We start from the raw sequence: 17,595 nt of genomic DNA, 5'->3' as shown, positions 1-17,595 counted from the left end.
GGTCAGGACGACGGCCATCCCGGCGACGGTCCGTGCGCTCAGCGGCTCGTGGAGGACGAGGGGGCCGAGGGGAGCGGGGACGGCGGGCAGCAGATATCCCACGGGGGCGGGCGCGGGCGGCCCGGGCAGCGGGGCCGGCGCGGACGGTGCGGGTGGGCCGGACGGTGCGGGTGATGCGGACGGTGCGCGTGATGCGGACGGTGCGGGTGACGCGGGACGACGGCGTCGGGTGAGGTGGACGCCGGTCAGGACGACGGCCATCCCGGCGACGGTCCGTGCGCTCAGCGGCTCGTGCAGGACGAGCGCGCCGAGGGTAGCGGAGACGACGGGCAGCAGATAGCCGACGGTGGCGGCCGCGGTCGGCCCCTCCGTGGCGATCAGCCGGTAGTTGAGGTGGAAGGTGAACCCGGTGCAGAAGACCCCGAGCACGGCGACGGCGACGAGCGCGACCGGATCGGTCCACCCGCTGCCGGCCGAGGTGCCGCCGGCCGGCAGCGCCAGCGCGCCGAGCCCCGTCGCCGCGGTCAGCTGGGCCGCGGACACGGCGAGCGGCCCGGTGCCCGTGCCCGTGCCCCTATCGGCATGGGTGAGGACGCGGCCCATGTAGGCGAAGGCCACCGCGTAGGAGACGGCGGCGCCGAGCAGCGCGAGCACGCCCCGGCCGAACGCGCCGCCGCCGGCCGTGGCGTGCACGGAACTCCACGGCGAGAAGATCAGCAGCACGCCCCCGAAGCCGAGCAGCAGCCCCGCGAACCGCAGCGGGTTCCGGTCCCGCTCGGTGCCGAGCGCGAGGCCGAGCAGCAGCGACCACAGCGGGGTCGTCGCGTTCAGTACGCCGGCCAGACCGGTGGAGACGGTCCGCACGCCTTGCGCCGCCAGGAAGAACGGCAGCGTGTTGCACAACAGGGCGGCCACCACGAGCCGGCCCCAGACCGCGGCCCCGCGCGGCAGGCGCTGCCGGCCGGTCCGGGCGAGCAGGAGCAGGACGGCGGCCCCGAGGGCGGAGCGCAGCACGGTGATGTGCAACGGGGAGAGGCCATGGCGCAGGGCCAGTCCGGTCCACAGATATCCCGAACCCCACAACAGGGCGAGCACGACCACACGCACCACGGAACCTCCCTCTCCTCGCCGCCGGCCGCTGATCGCCGCCGGCCCGGCACTCCCGCAACGGTGCGGCCCCGGAACACGTGAGGACAAGTGAAACTTTCCCGGAAACCTTTAAGCTGGACTACATGCCCGAAGGACTGGACGTACGACGCCTGCAGGTGCTCCGCTCGGTGGTGACCAGCGGGTCGGTCAGCGCCGCCGCCACCGCGCTCGGCTACACCCCCTCGGCCGTCAGCCAGCAGGTGGCCGCGCTGGAGCGACAGACGGGCACGGCACTGCTGGAACGGGCCGGGAGAGGCGTACGGCCCACCGCCGCCGCGCTGCTGCTGGCCGAGCACGCGGCGGTGATCGAACGACAGCTGGCGCAGGCCGGCGCCGCCCTGGCCGACCTGCTGGCCGGCCGCACCGGAACGCTGACGGTCCGTTACTTCGCCACCGCCGCAGCGGACTTGGTGGCACCGGCGGTGGCAGCGCTGCGCGCGGACCACCCGGAGGTACGGCTCGACCTCGGCATGACCGATCCGGCCGACCCGTTGCCCGAGGTGCTCGACGGCCGGGCCGACCTGGCGGTGGTGGTCCGGCCGCGGACGGCGGAGCATCCCGGGCTGCGCCTGGTCCATCTGCTCGACGAGCCGTTCCGCGTGGTGCTGCCCAAGGGCCACCCGCTGGCCGCCCGGCGCGTCATCGACCTCGCCGACCTCGCCGGGGAACCCTGGGTCGGCGGCAGCGACCGTCCCGGCCCCTGCCTGGACCCCGTCCTGGACGCGTGCGCCGCCGCCGGCTTCCGGCCGGACTTCGTGGTGGACGGCGAGGACCACCGGGCCGCACAGGGCTTCGTCGCGGCCGGCCTGGGCGTGGCCCTGATCCCCCTGCTGGGCCTCGGCCACCGCCACCCCGGCGTGACCGTCCGCCGCCTGCGCACCCCGGAACCGGTCCGCACGATCCAGGCGGCGGTACGACAGGGAGCGTGGGGCCTGCCGCTGCTCACGCGACTGCTCGAAACGCTGAGGGACACAGCCCGGGCAACCCGCTCAAGCTCCACCGCTTAGCAACGCTCCGCCCACCCCCCGGGGTGGTCAGTCGGCCGACGTCGCCTTCAGGGCGAGCCACAGCTCCATCCGTACGTCCGGGTCGTCCAGAGAGCGCCCCAGGATCTCCTCGACCCTCCGCATCCGGTACCGCAGCGTATGCCGGTGCACGCCCAGGTCCGCCGCCGCCGCGTCCCACTGGCCGTGCCGTGACAGCCACGCCCGCAGCGAGGCGACCAGGTCCCCCCGCCCCGTGGCATCGTGCTCGCGCAACGCCCGCAGCAGCCCGTCGGCGAACGCCTTCACCGCGTCGTCGGCCAGCAGCGGCAGCACCGACCCGGCTGCCAGCTGCTCGTGCTCCACCAGCACCCGCCCCCGCCGCCGCGCCACCGACAGCGCCTGCTCGGCCTGCTTGTAGGCCGCCGCCGCGGCGATCGGCCCGGCCGGCGCGGACAGTCCGACGACCAGTTCCTCCTCGTCGCCCCCGGCCTGCTCGGGCACCGCCCGCGCCGCCTCGAGCGCCGCCGCGTACTGCGTACAGGCGGCCACGGCCGCGCCCCCGTCCGCGGCGAGCACCACCAGCCGCTCCCCGTCCGGCACGACCAGTACGGCCTCGCCGGAGCGGGCGGCGGCGGACTCCACGCTCTCCGCGAGACCGCCCAGCGGATCACCGCCCAGGTCGGCGACGGCGCCACCGCCTCCTCCTCCACCGGCCGGCACACGCGCACGGCCGTGGGCCTGGGCATGCCCATCCGCGTGCACCCGCGCGGCCGACCCGGACACCGACTCGGCCACGATCATCCGGAACGGCGCGTCGAGCAGCCCGCCGTACAGGTCCCCGGCGACGGTCCGCGCGTGGTCGGGCTCGCCGGCGAGCAGCATGCGCAGCACCGCCGTACCGACGCGCTGTTCGGCCGCGTGCAGCGAGCGGGAGCGTTCGGTGGTCAGGGTGAGCAGGGCGATGGCGGAGTGCACGGCGTACCGTTCGGCGGTGCCGAGGGCGGCGGCCGTACCCACGGCGAGCGCGGCGCGCGGCCGGCGGCCCGTCCCGAGGGAGTGCAGCTCGACGCGGTCCTCATGATCGGGGCCGCCGACGACCGAGGAGGCGGGGGCGGGGCGGTCCCGCAGCCGTTCGACCTCGGCGGTGAGCCGTGCGGCGCGCCGGCCTGCCCAGTCCGGCGCGGCGGCGACGACGGCGCCCGAGGCGTCGTACAGCGCGGCCCACCCGTCGACCTGCGAGGCGAGCGCGCCGAGCAGTCCCTCCGGGCCGGCGATCAGCGCCTGCTTGGTCAACTCGCGCTGCGCGGCGAACCCTGCCGTCACGGCCCGGTACTGGTCGGCGGCGATGGCGGCGGAGACGGCCTTGCTGATGGCGAGGAAGGGGGTGCGGCGGGGCACCTCCAGCAGCGGCAGCCCCTCCTGCCGGGCGGCGTCGACGAGAGCCTCGGGAATCTCCTCGTAATTCACCCCGACGGCGAATCCGAGCCCGACGACACCGGCCCCCACCAGCCGCTTCACATACCGCCGCATCGCCTCCCGGTCCTCCGCGTCCAGCTTCAGCGCGGTGATCAGCAGCAGCTCGCCGCCCTCCATGTACGGCACGGGGTCGGCCAGCTCGCTGACGTGCGCCCAGCGGACGGGCACGTCGAGGCGGTCCTCGCCCGCGCGCACGGTCAGCTTGAGCGCGGAGTGGTGGACGAGCGAGGCGAGGGTAGGGGGCATCGGACCTTCATGGTGAGGGGGAAATCCACGGATCGGGTGATCGCGCTGACCACTCAGACCACTCTGACCGCGCCGAGCGCTCTGATCACGGTGATCTTTTGGCCGCCGCGTATGAACGGCCTACCCCGATTCTGCCTCACCGTACGAGCCCCCGCCGCCCCTCACCCGCGCAGATCCACCAGCAACGGCGGCGCGTGTTCCCCCCGCACACTCGTCAACGACAACACGGCATGCCCCGCGGGCACCCCGTGAGCCAACTCGGAAGCAGACCAACGCTCCCGCTCGACCTGCCGGACGGTCACGGCCTCCGTCGTCACCGCCTTGCCGGTGACCAGCTTCCGCAGGGCATGGATCGCGCGTGTCATCGGCTGGTCCGCGAAGACGGTGTGCCGGGCCACGTCCCGGGTCTCCACCCACGCGGTGCCCCAGGCGTCCGCGAACCTGCCCCCGTCCCACGTGGCCACCCCGGAGAACGCCATCCGGCAGCCGACGGCCGCGTACAACGGTCCGTGCAGCGCCTCGGGGACGTCACCGACGGTGCGCAGGGCGAGCACCACACCCGCGTTACGGGAGCGCAGCCGCGGGATGCGGCGGAGGGACTCGGTCGTCACCGCGCCGGTGGCGTCGTCCAGGACGAGGCAGACGAAGTGGGTCCGTTCGCCTGCCGACGCCACGGCGCCGAACTGCGCCAGCACCAGCCGGGTGACGATCCGCGACGCCTCTTCGTGGCCGCGCTCGGGCAGGTCGATGCGGACCCGCAGCGGATGGTGGGCGACGGCGCGCAGCGAGAACGCCCGGGCGCCCCCGCCGTCCGCGCCGAAGAACTCGGCGAACGCCGGCCGGTCCAGCACGGCGAGCCGGTCGGCCAGGACCGCCCCGGGATCGCCGGCGCTGCCCGACTGCCGGGCACGTGCCTCGAGTTCGCGGCGCATCGCGCCGTGCTCGTCCCCCGTGAGCGCCGCGCGCAGCCCCGCAAGGGCCGACGGCTCGCCCTCCAGCAGCTCACGCAGCACAGGCAGCGTCGGGAAGCGTCCGTACGCCGCCCGGTAGGGGCCGAGAAGCTGGGCGAGCGCGGTGGCCGCCCGTTGCCCGCTCACGGAGTCCAGGTCACCGGCGAGCCCCTCGGCCAGGAAGCCGGCCACCTCGTCGGGGTCGTCGGACTCCGCGTACGGGTCGAGGTCGTGGACGGACGCGGGGTCGCCGAGACGTACGACGACGTCGTAGGCCGAGTCGGGCCCGAGCGGGGTACCGGCCGCGCAGACGGTGACGACGGCGCACTGTCCCGTCAGCGCCTGCAGGCCGAGCGACTCGACGACGGGCCGGATCAGATGGCGTGTCTTGCCGGCGCCGGAGGGACCGACGGCCAGCAGCGAGGTGCCGAGGGTCTCCGGTGCGAGAGCGGCCCCCGCTCCTCCGTACCCGAGCGGGGTGCGGTCACCCGCGACCCACTGCCCGATGCGGACCTGCCCGGCGAGCAGATCGTGCCGGGCGCCCCGGCCGGGCAGGTCACGGTGGCCGGAAGGGTGGGTCCAGGCGGCGGCGCCCTCGCGCAGGACCGTGTCGGAGAAGGAGGAGACCCCGGCCCGGGCGCGGGCCACGGTCCACATGCGGCCGACCCTCGCGCAGTCCACGTCGTTCATCCGGCCGGCGTGCACCTCGGCGGCGAGCAGGTCCGCGGCCTGGTGCTGACCGGCCTCCCGCAGTTCGGGCCACTGTGACGGCCGACGGTCGACGGCCGGCTGTGCGGCCTGCCCGGCCCTGGACCGCCCCCGTGCGGCGAGCGCTTCCTTCGCGAAGGGCCACCAGCCGCCGATCCGGGCGAACGGCCACAGCACGAGCAGGGTGATGAACGCGTACAGCCCGTCCGTGAGCGCTTCCGACGCGAACACGCTGTAGTCGCCGGTGATCAGGACGATGAGCGAGAACAGCGGATCCTGGACGGGCAGCGCGTTCCAGCCGAGGCCGAACGCGCTCGGGAAGACGAAGGCCAGCGCGATCAGCGCGCCCAGGGCGGCGATCAGGGCGCGGGCGGGCTGTTCGCGGCGCGTGACGACGTGCCGGATGATGTCGGACCAGCTGCCCAGGCGTGCCATGGCGAAGACGAGGATCGCGAAGAACACGCCGTCGGCGACGGTGACGGCCTCGGCGCCCTGGTAGCTCTTGGGTGTCGTGGTGCCGCCCCACCACCAGTCGTCCGGGGTGACCAGCTTGAGGACGGCCCACTGGTACGGGAGGCTGCCGTGCCGCCACAGCGACCACAGCAGCAGCCCCGCCACCAGGGGGACGACGAAGCCGACGATGGTGACGGGAGCCAGACGCCGTGCCGGGCGGACGGCTTTGGGCGGGCGGTAGCCATAACGCCAGATACCGGGCTCGACGGCCGGGCGGGGCTGGTCGAGCCAGTCGGCGACGGGCGAGCGGGGCGGCGAGGAGTGGGGGGTGTGCGAGGGCTGCGCACCCGGGGGCGGCACGTCCGGCGCGCGAGCCGGCCGTGGCGGCACCACCGGCCCCTCAAACGGCTCCGCCGGGCGAGGTACCGAATTCGCATGCGTGCCGCGTGCGTCCCGTGTGCCGTCGCTGTCCATCGCCCTGCCCCCTGACCAGCCGTTCCGTCCACCGTCAGCGAGCCAATCTAACGCGCCGGCAAGGGGAGTTCACCGCTTACGCGGCCGAGAGCGAGGGCCGACCGGGTGCAGTTCGGCCGGGTGACTATGTCCAGGACGGACAAGCGGCGGCGCGGACAACGCCCACATGGAGCATGCCCACCCTCCGTTCCCGGCCCTAGCCTGCGAAGAAAGATAGGTAAGCGGCCGAAAACGCACCCCCGGAGCCATCCGGGGCGCACGACCAGACCGCCCGGTACGCAAGATCATCAGGAGCCCTCATGACCGCACTTCCGCAGGAGCGCCGCGTCGTCACCGCCATCCCCGGCCCGAAGTCGCAGGAGCTGCAGGCCCGCCGTACCGCCGTGGTCGCGCAGGGCGTGGGCTCCACGCTGCCGGTCTTCGTCACCCGCGCCGGCGGCGGTGTCATCGAGGACGTCGACGGCAACAGCTTCATCGACTTCGGGTCGGGTATCGCCGTGACCAGCGTCGGTGCGTCCGCCGAGGCCGTCGTACGGCGGGCGAGCGCGCAGCTCGCCGACTTCACCCACACCTGTTTCATGGTCACCCCGTACGAGGGGTACGTCGCCGTCGCCGAGGCGCTCGCGGAGCTGACCCCGGGCGACCACGCCAAGAAGTCCGCGCTGTTCAACTCCGGCGCCGAGGCCGTCGAGAACGCCGTCAAGATCGCGCGCGCCTACACCAAGCGGCAGGCCGTCGTCGTGTTCGACCACGGGTACCACGGCCGGACCAACCTCACCATGGCGCTGACCGCCAAGAACATGCCGTACAAGCACGGGTTCGGGCCGTTCGCGCCCGAGGTCTACCGCGTGCCGGTGGCGTACGGCTACCGCTGGCCGACCGGGGCGGAGAACGCCGGTCCCGAGGCCGCCAAGCAGGCCATCGACCAGATGAGCAAGCAGGTCGGCGCGGACAACATCGCCGCGATCATCATCGAGCCGGTGCTCGGCGAGGGCGGCTTCATCGAGCCGGCCAAGGGCTTCCTCCCGGAGATCGTGAAGTTCGCCAACGACAACGGCATCGTCTTCGTCGCCGACGAGATCCAGTCCGGGTTCTGCCGCACCGGCCAGTGGTTCGCCTGCGAGGACGAGGGCATCGTCCCGGACCTGATCACGACCGCCAAGGGCATCGCCGGCGGTCTGCCGCTCGCCGCCGTCACCGGGCGCGCCGAGATCATGGACGCCGCGCACGCCGGCGGCCTGGGTGGTACCTACGGCGGTAACCCGGTCGCGTGCGCCGGTGCGCTCGGTTCCATCGAGACCATGAAGGAGCTGGACCTCAACGGCAAGGCCAAGCGCATCGAGGAGATCATGAAGGGTCGCCTCACCGCCATGGCCGAGAAGTTCGACGTCATCGGTGACGTGCGCGGTCGCGGTGCCATGATCGCCATCGAGCTCGTCAAGGACCGCGCCACCAAGGAGCCCAACCCCGAGGCCACCGCCGCGCTCGCCAAGGCCTGCCACCAGGAGGGCCTGCTGGTCCTGACCTGTGGCACCTACGGCAACGTGCTGCGCTTCCTGCCCCCGCTGGTCATCGGCGAGGACCTCCTGAACGAGGGTCTCGACATCATCGAGCAGGCCTTCGCGCGCATCTGAGCCACTGGTCCGAACCTCTGGCGTTACCTGCGGCAGGCCGTGTGAAGAACGTGTGCGAGGTGGATGACGGGACGCGATTCCGTCTGCCCAACCGCCTCGGCCTGCCGTAGGTTCTAGGCAGATGAGAGATACACCCCGCCCACGGGGGACTGTGGGCGGTCTCGGGCCGAGGCCTCCCCAGCTTCGACCTGGCCGTGCCCTCGCGCACACAACCGGCGCCCTCGCGGCTCCGGGATCTCCTCACCGATCGGACGGTCGCCGCCCCAAACCCCCCGGGGCGCGCGACGTTCCGATCCGGACGGCCGCCTCGGAACCACCCCCCCTGTTCCGGGGCGGCCGACCTCCTTCCTCATGAGTCTGCCAAGCTGGGCGCCGTGTCGACCGTAGTCCGCCGTGCCCTGCTGCTGGCCCTCCCGGCCATCGCGCTGTTCGTCCTGTCCACCTGGCAGGTCGTGGCGCACGGTCCGCTGCTGCACCTGGACGCCCGCCTCAGCCGGGACCTCGTCCGCCCCGACCGGTTCTCCGAGCTGCTCTCCGACCTCGGGAACATCCAGGTCGCCGTGCCGGCCCTCGTCCTCGTCCTCGGGTACGTCCTATGGCGGGGCCATGCGGCCGGTACGCGGCGCTGGTGGCTGCCGCCCGCCGCCGCGGCCGTGCTCATGGCGCTCGTCCCGGCGATCGTCGTACCGCTCAAGGACTGGACCGCACGGCCGGGGACCCCCGTGGTGCCCCCGGGCGTCGGCTACTTCCCCTCCGGTCACACGGCCACGGCGGCCATCGCCTACGGCTCCGCGACCCTCGTGCTCCTGCCCTGGCTGCGGTCGGCCGCCGCCCGCCGGAGCCTGGTCACCCTCTGTGCGGCCCTGGTCCTCGGGGTCTCGTACGGCCTGGTCCGCCATGGTTATCACTGGCCGCTGGACGTGGCGGCCAGCTGGTGTCTGTGCACCGTGCTGCTGACCGCCCTCGCCCTGGTGATCGGTCCGGTCAGCCGAAGTACGCGTCGAAGGTGTGCTGGAACTCCCAGTTCGAATAGCGGTCCCAGTTCACCGACCACGTCATCAGACCGCGCAGCGCCGGCCAGGTCCCGTGGGTCGCGTACGCGCCGCAGTTCGTCTTCTTCGTCAGGCAGTCCAGGGTCTTCGTGACCTCGGCCGGCGCGACGTAGCCGTTGCCCGCGTTCGTCGAGGCCGGCATGCCGATGGCGACCTGGTCGGGGCGCAGCGGCGGGAAGACGTTGTTCGGGTCGCCCGCCACGGGGAAGCCGGTGAGCAGCATGTCCGTCATGGCGATGTGGAAGTCGGCGCCGCCCATGGAGTGGTACTGGTTGTCCAGTCCCATGATGGGGCCCGAGTTGTAGTCCTGGACGTGCAGCAGGGTGAGGTCGTCGCGCAGGGCGTAGATGACGGGGAGGTACGCCCCGCAGCGCGGGTCCTGGCCGCCCCACTTGCCGGTGCCGTAGAACTGGTAGCCGTTCTGCACGAAGAAGGTTTCGGGCGCCATGGTCAGCACGAACTTCGAGCCGTACTTGGCCTTCAGGGTCTTCAGTGCCGAGATCAGGTTCACGATCACGGGTGTCGTGGGGTTCTTGAAGTCCGTGTCGTTCGTGTCGAGCGAGAGCGAGTGGCCCTCGAAGTCGATGTCCAGGCCGTCGAGGCCCCAGGTGTCGATGATATTCGAGACCGAGGAGACGAAGGTGTCGCGGGCCGCGGTGGTCGTCAGCTGGACCTGGCCGTTCTGGCCGCCGATCGAGATCAGCACCTTCTTGCCGGCGGCCTGCTTGGCCTTGATGGCCGCCCTGAAGTCGGCGTCGGACTCGGCGGTCGGGCACTCCGTCACGGGGCAGCGGTTGAAGCGGATGTCGCCGGAGGTGGGCGAGGTGGGCTCGCCGAAGGCCAGATCGACGACGTCCCAGCTGTCCGGGACGTCGGCGAGCCGGGTGTAGCCGGAGCCGTTGGCGAAGCTCGCGTGGAGATAGCCGACGAGGGCGTGGGTGGGCAGGCCCGTCGAACCACCGCCACCGCCGCTGTCCGCGCCGGTCGTCGCGGTCACGGCCGCCGACTTGGCGGACTCGCCCGCGTCGTTGCTCGCGGTGACCTGGAAGCTGTACGCCGTCGAGGCCGACAGCCCGCCAACGGTGGCCGAAGTGCCGCTCGTGGTCTGCGACTTGACCCCGTCGCGGTAGACCGTGTAGCTGCCGGCGCCGCTCACCGCCGACCAGGACAGGGCGACGGAGGAGGAGGTGACGGAGGTGGTCCGCAGGCCGGCGGGCGCGGCGGGCGGCTGTCCGGTGCCGCTGCCGCCCGGGCCGACGAGGGAGATGTCGTCGGCGTAGTAGGCGCCGGTGCCGTACCAGCCGTGGGTGTAGATGGTCACTTGCGTGGTGGCGGCGCCGGTGGTGAAGGTGGTGCTCAGCTCCTGCCAGTCGGGGGCGGACTGGGTCCAGGTGGAGACGTCGGTGGTGCCGGTGCCGTTCGCGCCGAGGTAGACGTAGGAGCCGCGGACGTAACCGGACAGTGTGTACGTCGCGTTCGGCTGGACGGTGACGGTCTGCGCGCACTGGGCGTCGTCACTGCCGGCCGGGGTCGCCTGGAGGGCAGAACTCCCGCTGTGCACAGGCGAGTTGACGGTCGTACCGGCGCTGCAGGTCCAGCCGGCCAGGCCGGACTCGAAGCCGCCGTTCTGCGCGACGTCCGCGTCGGCCGCGCGGGCGGCCGACGAGAGCGCGGTCATGCCGGGCACGGCCAGCAGTACGGCCGCGAGCAGGGCGAGGAGGGGTCTGGGAGGTCGGACGCGGTCCACAAGGGCCTCCGGTGCCGGGGGAGTTGGAGGGGCGGAGCGCACTCAACTTGGTCCAGACCAATCCTGTTGTCAAGGTGTCCGGTCGCTACCCGTCTCCACCCCCGCCCCTGGCCGGCCCCGCCGCCGCTTCGTGCATCGCCAGCTCCAGCAGCGCCGGATCGGTCAGCGTGCCCGAGCCGTCCGGCGGCACCAGCCAGCGCACCCCCCGGGTCGCCCGGCCGGGGTACGGCACGACGATCCAGGTGCCGGGCCCGGCGGTGCGGATGCCGGTGCCGACCCAACGGGCCGCGGTCCCCGGCGCCACGAAGAACCCGACCCGGTTGTCGCCGAAGTCGACGAGCACCGGGCCGGGCCGGTCGAGGATCCTGGTGAGCACGTCCAGGGCCGGATAGCCGAGGTCACCGGGCAGGATCAGTACGTCCCAGGCCTTGCCGGCGGGCAGCAGCGCGATCCCGAGGGGGTTGCGCTCCCATTCCCAGCGGCAGGCCTCGGGGTCCGGTGCGACGGATGCGAGCCATTCGACGGCCGTCTTCGCCCCAGTCATCAGAAGGCCTCCCTCTGCTTCTGTCGACGCGGTCGCGTCAGCAGGAGAGAGGGAGGCCTTCCCGGGGCATTACGCGGGTTCCGCGCACCCTTTGGAGTGGGATGGGTCACACTCCAGGACCGGCTGGGGAGCTGATCCCGGCGCGTTCCTAGTCCCAGTAGTAGTGGCAGTGGTGGTGACGGTCCCAGTAGCAGTGCCGGTGGTGGTGCCGGTCGCGGTGGTCCTGCCGGTCTCGGTGGTCCTGCCGGTCTCGGTGGTCCTGCCGGACAGCCGTGGTCACCGCGGACGCCTGGTGCATCGGCGCCGCCGTGGCGGCCACGGCCGGGAGCATGACACCCGCGATCACGACGGCGGAGGAGGCCGCCGCCGTTGCCAGGCCCAGGCGGCGCTTGGCACGGGAGTCGTCGTCCTTGCGGATGATGCGGGCGATGGGGTTCATGATCTTCTCCTTGTGTTCCGGAGTGGAAGCCGGTGCCTCCCGGTGAGGCCCGTGCTTCCAGTACGCCGGAACGCGGGAGCGGGGTCATGCTCCGAAATCTCGTGGCTTGACGCAGCCACGAGGATCGGATAAAGGCCCGGTAAATGCCTCAGCTGTCGAAGCCCAGGCCCAGCCGGTCCATCGTCCGCAGCCACAGATTGCGCCGGCCGCCCTGCGCGTCCGCGCGGGCCAGGGACCACTTGGTGAGGGCGATCCCGGTCCAGGCGAACGGCTCCGGCGGGAACGGCAGCGGCTTCTTGCGGACCATCTCCAGCTCCGTGCGCTCGGTGCGCTCCCCGTCCAGCAGGTCCAGCATCACGTCCGCGCCGAACCTGGTCGCGCCCACACCGAGACCGGTGTACCCGGCCGCGTACGCGACCCGGCCCTGGTGCGCGGTGCCGAAGAACGCCGAGAAGCGCGAGCAGGTGTCGATCGCGCCGCCCCAGGCGTGGGTGAAGCGGACGCCCTCCAACTGCGGGAAGCACTCGAAGAAGTGGCCCGCGAGCTTGGCGTACGTCTCCGGGCGGTCGTCGTACTCCGCGCGCACCCGGCCGCCGTAGTGGTGGATCGCGTCGTAACCGCCCCACAGGATCCGGTTGTCGGCGGAGAGCCGGAAGTAGTGGAACTGGTTGGCGCTGTCCCCCAGGCCCTGGCGGTTCTTCCAGCCGATCTCCGCCAGCTGCCCTTCGCTGAGCGGCTCGGTCATCAGCGCGTAGTCGTAGACCGGGACGGTGTAGGAGCGCACGCGGCGCAGCAGGCTCGGGAAGATGTTCGTGCCGAGCGCGACCGTGCGGGCGTGGACCGCGCCGTACGGGGTGCGTACGGCCATGCCGGCGCCGTACGTCTTCAGCGTCAGCGCGGGCGTGTGCTCGTACACCCGCACGCCGAGCTCGAGACAGGCCTTCTTCAGGCCCCAGACCAGCTTCGCGGGGTGCAGCATGGCCACGCCCCGGCGGTCCCACAGGCCCGCCTCGAAGGTGGGCGAGGCGACCTCCGCGCGCACGGCGTCGGCGTCCAGGAACTCGAGGCCGTCCGCGAGGCCCTTCTCCTCCAGCTCCCGGTGCCAGTCGCGCAGTTCCCAGGCCTGGTAGGTCTCGGTGGCGACGTCGATCTCGCCGGTGCGCTCGAACTCGCAGTCGATGCCGTGCCGGGCGACCGCGGCCTCGATCTCGTCGAGGTTGCGCCGGCCCAGCTCCTGCAGCTTCCCGATCTCGTCGGGCCAGCGGGTCAGGCCGTTGGGCAGGCCGTGGGTGAGGGAGGCGGCGCAGAAGCCGCCGTTGCGGCCGGAGGCGGCCCAGCCCACCTCGCGGCCTTCCAGCAGGACCACATCGCGCTGCGGGTCGCGCTCCTTGGCGTTGAGCGCGGTCCACAGCCCGCTGTAACCACCGCCGACGACCAGCAGGTCGCAGGTGTCGGTGCCGGTGAGGGCGGGCTCGGCGACGGGCTTGCCGGGGTCTTCCAGCCAGTACGGGACCGGCTGGGCTTCGGAGAGAGAGGCTATCCAGTTGTCTGTGCCACGGCTCATGGCGCTTGGGGCCATGATTTCAACTCCCTACAGTGCCTTTTGCTTGTTACGGCGATTGTTGACGGCCATCGAGGCCAGGACGAGCAGTACGGCGACGAGGAACATGGCCGTACCGATGACGTTGATCTGCACGGGCGTACCGCGCTGCGCCGAACCCCACACGAACATCGGGAAGGTGACGGTCGAGCCGGCGTTGAAATTGGTGATGATGAAATCGTCGAAGGACAGCGCGAACGACAGCAGCGCGCCCGCGGCGATTCCGGGTGCCGCGATGGGCAGGGTGACCCGCAGGAAGGTCTGCACGGGACCGGCGTACAGGTCGCGGGCGGCCTCCTCCAGCCGCGGGTCCATCGACATCACCCGCGCCTTGACCGCGGTGACGACGAAGCTCAGACAGAACATGATGTGCGCGATCAGGATCGTGTAGAAGCCCAGCTGGGCACCCATGTTGAGGAACAGGGTGAGCAGCGAGGCGGCCATCACGACCTCGGGCATCGCCATCGGCAGGAAGATCAGCGAGTTGACGGCGCCGCGGGCACGGAAGCGGTAGCGGACCAGCGCGAAGGCGATCATCGTGCCGAGGACCGTGGCGCCGATCGTCGCCCACACGGCGATCTGGAGGCTGATGGACAGCGAGCCGCACATGTCGGCGACGCCGCACGGCTGCTTCCAGGCGTCCAGCGAGAAGTGCTGCCACTCGTAGTTGAAGCGCCCCTTCGGCTTGTTGAAGGAGAACACCGTGACGATGACGTTCGGCAGCAGCAGATAGGCGAGCGTCAGCAGTCCCGCTATGACGACGAGTTGGCGCTTGAGCCAGGTGACGAAGGGCATTTAGACCAGGTCCTCCGTCCCGGACCGGCGGATGTAGATCGTGACCATGGCCAGGATGGCGGCCATGAGAATGAAGGAGAGAGCGGCGGCGGTCGGATAGTCCAGGATGCGCAGGAACTGCGTCTGGATCACATTTCCGATCATGCGCGTGTCGGTGGAACCGAGCAGTTCGGAGTTGACGTAGTCACCGGCCGCCGGGATGAACGTCAGCAGCGTGCCGGAGACCACGCCCGGCATCGACAGCGGGAAGGTCACCTTGCGGAAGGTGGTCCACGGCCTGGCGTACAGATCGCCGGCCGCCTCGTGCAGCCGGCCGTCGATCCGCTCCAGCGAGGTGTACAGCGGCAGGATCATGAACGGCAGGAAGTTGTACGTCAGTCCGCACACCACCGCGAGCGGTGTGGCGAGGACGCGGTCGCCGGCCGTCCAGCCGAGCCAGTTGGTGAGGTCCAGGACGTGCAGCGAGTTCAGGGTGTGCACGACCGGGCCGTTGTCGGCGAGGATCGTCTTCCAGGCCAGCGTGCGGATCAGGAAGCTGGTGAAGAACGGCGCGATCACCAGGATCATGATCAGGTTGCGCCAGCGGCCCGCGCGGAAGGCGATCAGATAGGCCAGCGGGTAGCCGAGCAGCAGGCACAGCACGGTGGCCCCGGCCGCGTAGAAGACGGACCGCAGGAACTGCGGCCAGTACTCGCTCAGCGCGTTCCAGTAGGTCACGAAGTGCCAGGTGACCTTGTAGCCCTCCTCCAGCGAGCCCGTCTGCACGGACGTGGAGGCCTGGTAGACCAGGGGCAGCGCGAAGAAGACGATCAGCCACAGCAGGCCGGGCAGCAGCAGCCAGTACGGGGTGAACCGGCCGCGCCTGCGCACGGGCTTGGTCTCCTTGGCCGGGGCGAGCGGGGGTGGTGCCTCGGTGAGCGTCGACATCAGGCGGCCGCCTCTTCCTCGGTGCCCGCGTCGATGTCCTGGGCGGCGTCCAGGCCGAAGGTGTGTGCCGGGCTCCAGTGCAGGACGACGTCGGCGCCGGGCACGAGCCGGCCGTCGCGCTCGACGTTCTGGACGTACACCGCGAGTTCGTCGCAGACCGGGCTGTCGATCACGTACTGCGTGGAGACGCCGATGAAGCTCGCGTCGGCGATCTTGCCGGTGAGGCGGTTGCGGCCCTCGGGGATCTCGCCCGCGTCGTCGGCGTGGGTGAGGGAGATCTTCTCCGGGCGGATGCCGACCAGCACCTTGCCGCCGGCCTTCGTGGGCGCCGAACATCGGGCCTCGGGCAGCACGAGCTTGCCGCCGCCGGCCTTGAGGACGATGTCGTCGCCGTTCTTCGTGTCGACCTCGGCCTCGATGAGGTTGGAGGTGCCGAGGAAGTTCGCGACGAAGGTGGTGTTCGGGTTCTCGTAGAGGTCGGTGGGCGAGCCGAGCTGTTCGACGCGGCCCGCGTTCATCACGGCGACCGTGTCGGCCATGGTCATGGCCTCCTCCTGGTCGTGCGTGACGTGGACGAAGGTGATGCCGACCTCGGTCTGGATGCGCTTGAGCTCCAGCTGCATCTGGCGGCGCAGCTTGAGGTCGAGGGCGCCGAGCGGCTCGTCGAGGAGGAGCACCTTGGGGTGGTTGATCAGGGCGCGGGCGACGGCCACACGCTGCTGCTGGCCACCCGAGAGCTGGTGCGGCTTCTTGCGCGCCTGCTCGCCGAGCTGGACGAGGTCCAGCATGTCCTCGACCTGCTTCTTCACGCTCTTGATACCGCGCCGGCGCAGGCCGAAGGCGACGTTCTCGAAGATGTCGAGGTGCGGGAAGAGGGCGTAGGACTGGAAGACCGTGTTCACCGGCCGCTTGTACGGCGGCAGGTGCGTGACGTCCTGGTCACCGAGGCACACGGTGCCGCTCGTCGGCTCCTCCAGGCCCGCGATCATGCGCAGGGTGGTGGTCTTGCCGCAGCCGGAGGCGCCGAGCAGGGCGAAGAAGGAGCCCTGCGGCACGGTCAGGTCCAGCGGCTGTACGGCGGTGAAGCCGTTGTCGTACGTCTTGCTGATACCGGAGAGGCGGACGTCGCCGCTGTTGTCTGGTGTCGTCATCGTCGTCGTCACGCCCCTGTGAGCTTCGAGAACTTCTGCTGGTAGGCCGTCTCTTCCTTCTGCGTCAGCGCGCGGAAGGCATGGGACTTCGCCTGCATGGCCTTGTCGGGAATGATCAGCGGGTTGTTCGCCGCCGATTTGTCGATCTTCGCAAGATAGGGCTGTACTCCGGCGACGGGGCTCACGTAGTTGATGTAGGCGGCCAGCTCCGCGGCGGGCTCGGGCTCGTAGTAGTAGTCGATGAGCCGCTCGGCGTTCGTCTTGTGGCGCGCCTTGTTGGGGATAAGCAGGTTGTCGGTCGACGTCATGTAGCCGGCCGCAGGGATGACGTAGCCGACGTCCGGGCTGTCCGCCTGGAGCTGGACGATGTCGCCGCCCCAGGCGATGCACGCGGCGAAGTCGCCCTTGGCGAGGTCCGACGTGTAGTCGTTGCCGGTGAAGCGGCGGATCTGGCCCTTGTCGACGGCCTTCTGGAGGCGGGCGATCACCGCGTCGAAGTCGTCGTCGGTGAACTTCGCCGGGTCCATGCCCATGTCGAGCATCGTCATGCCGACGCTGTCGCGCATCTCGGTCAGGAAGCCGACCCGGCCCTTGAGCCCGGGGTTGTCCAGCAGGTCGGAGACCGACTTCACCTCGATGCCGTCGAGCGCCTTCTTGTTGTAGGCGATGACGGTCGAGATGCCCTGCCAGGGGTACGAGTAGGCGCGGCCCGGGTCCCAGTCGGGGTCCCGGAACTGGTCCGAGAGGTTGGCGAAGGCGTGCGGCAGGTTGGACGCGTCCAGTTTCTGGACGTACCCGAGCCGGATCATGCGGGCGGCCAGCCAGTCGGTGAGCACGATGAGGTCGCGGCCGGTGTCGTGGCCGGCGGCCAGCTCGGGCTGGATCTTGCCGAAGAACTCGTCGTTGTCGTTGATGTCCTCGGTGTACTTGACCTGGATGCCGGTCCGCCTGGTGAAGGCGTCGAGCGTGGGATGGCGCTTGCCGGTCTTGTCCGCGTCGATGTACTCGGGCCAGTTGGAGAAGTTGACGGTCTTCTCCGTGGCCGAGTGGTCGTCGGCGGACACACCGCCCTGTGTCTTGGTCGCCGCGGGGATCCCGCAGGCGCTCAGCGCCCCGAGGCCGCCGACCGCGAGCGCACCGCCCGCCGAGGCGCGCAGCAGCGACCGGCGGGTCAGGTACGCGCGGCCGGCGCGCGGGCCGCGCCGCATGGCGGCCGCGTCGGCCGGGGTCAGGCGGTGGGGCTCGTAGTGCTCCATGCGCGTGG

13 protein-coding genes and 1 pseudogene are annotated in these 17,595 nt (G+C 71.4%); 3 read left to right on the top strand and 11 right to left on the bottom strand.

Going from position 1 to position 17,595, the window contains the following annotated elements; genetic code table 11:
* A partial coding sequence (locus ADK64_RS13410; protein WP_063789900.1) for a DMT family transporter occupies positions 1–1,110 on the bottom strand: 1,110 nt, incomplete at its 3' end.
* A 122-nt stretch (positions 1,111–1,232) separates the two neighbouring features.
* Here ADK64_RS13410 and ADK64_RS13405 point away from each other — a divergent pair.
* Complete coding sequence (locus ADK64_RS13405) at positions 1,233–2,156, top strand: LysR family transcriptional regulator (protein WP_053658482.1); 924 nt, start codon at positions 1,233–1,235, stop codon at positions 2,154–2,156.
* Positions 2,157–2,183: 27 nt separating this feature from the next.
* On the opposite strand, the gene ADK64_RS13400 is transcribed toward ADK64_RS13405, so the two are convergent.
* Both ADK64_RS13400 and ADK64_RS13395 read right to left on the bottom strand, forming a co-directional pair.
* Positions 2,184–3,857, bottom strand: coding sequence for a PucR family transcriptional regulator (locus ADK64_RS13400; protein ID WP_053658480.1), 1,674 nt, complete (start codon positions 3,855–3,857; stop codon positions 2,184–2,186).
* 161 nt (positions 3,858–4,018) lie between these two features.
* Positions 4,019–6,442: a hypothetical protein gene (locus ADK64_RS13395; protein ID WP_053658478.1), complete on the bottom strand. Its 2,424-nt coding sequence runs from the start codon at positions 6,440–6,442 to the stop codon at positions 4,019–4,021.
* Between the two features lie 299 nt (positions 6,443–6,741).
* Between ADK64_RS13395 and gabT the strand changes: the two genes are divergently transcribed.
* On the top strand, positions 6,742–8,076 hold the full coding sequence (gene gabT, locus ADK64_RS13390; RefSeq protein ID WP_053658476.1) for a 4-aminobutyrate--2-oxoglutarate transaminase: 1,335 nt from the start codon (positions 6,742–6,744) through the stop codon (positions 8,074–8,076).
* Positions 8,077–8,735: 659 nt separating this feature from the next.
* Positions 8,736–8,987, top strand: a pseudogene (locus ADK64_RS47155) (hypothetical protein); the annotation flags it as partial.
* A gap of 73 nt (positions 8,988–9,060) precedes the next feature.
* Here ADK64_RS47155 and ADK64_RS13380 read toward each other — a convergent pair.
* From ADK64_RS13380 to ADK64_RS13345, 8 genes are all read right to left on the bottom strand, one after another.
* Entirely contained in the window at positions 9,061–10,875 is a 1,815-nt protein-coding gene (locus ADK64_RS13380) for a chitinase (RefSeq protein WP_053658472.1), read from the bottom strand.
* A gap of 85 nt (positions 10,876–10,960) precedes the next feature.
* Entirely contained in the window at positions 10,961–11,419 is a 459-nt protein-coding gene (locus ADK64_RS13375; RefSeq protein ID WP_053658470.1) for a hypothetical protein, read from the bottom strand.
* A 148-nt stretch (positions 11,420–11,567) separates the two neighbouring features.
* A complete protein-coding gene (locus ADK64_RS13370) occupies positions 11,568–11,858 on the bottom strand; it encodes a hypothetical protein (RefSeq protein WP_053658468.1) in 291 nt (96 codons plus the stop codon).
* Between the two features lie 148 nt (positions 11,859–12,006).
* The gene (locus ADK64_RS13365) at positions 12,007–13,437 is read right to left on the bottom strand and encodes an NAD(P)/FAD-dependent oxidoreductase (RefSeq protein WP_053658466.1); all 1,431 of its coding nucleotides are present in this window, start codon (positions 13,435–13,437) and stop codon (positions 12,007–12,009) included.
* Positions 13,438–13,449: 12 nt separating this feature from the next.
* Positions 13,450–14,253 (bottom strand): ABC transporter permease, encoded by an 804-nt coding sequence (locus ADK64_RS13360; protein WP_053658464.1) that lies wholly within the window; start codon positions 14,251–14,253, stop codon positions 13,450–13,452.
* Positions 14,254–15,180 (bottom strand): ABC transporter permease, encoded by a 927-nt coding sequence (locus ADK64_RS13355; protein ID WP_053658462.1) that lies wholly within the window; start codon positions 15,178–15,180, stop codon positions 14,254–14,256.
* On the bottom strand, positions 15,180–16,331 hold the full coding sequence (locus ADK64_RS13350) for an ABC transporter ATP-binding protein (protein ID WP_053658499.1): 1,152 nt from the start codon (positions 16,329–16,331) through the stop codon (positions 15,180–15,182). Before ADK64_RS13350 ends, ADK64_RS13355 begins: the two co-directional genes overlap by 1 nt.
* Before the next feature lie 8 nt (positions 16,332–16,339).
* Positions 16,340–17,587 (bottom strand): ABC transporter substrate-binding protein, encoded by a 1,248-nt coding sequence (locus ADK64_RS13345; protein WP_053658460.1) that lies wholly within the window; start codon positions 17,585–17,587, stop codon positions 16,340–16,342.
* Positions 17,588–17,595 lie beyond the last annotated feature (8 nt).

The organism is Streptomyces sp. MMG1121, from assembly GCF_001280015.1.
GTDB lineage: Bacteria > Actinomycetota > Actinomycetes > Streptomycetales > Streptomycetaceae > Streptomyces.
Note: the sequence above shows the minus strand (reverse complement) of the source record. Positions and strands in the feature narration are given on the sequence as shown.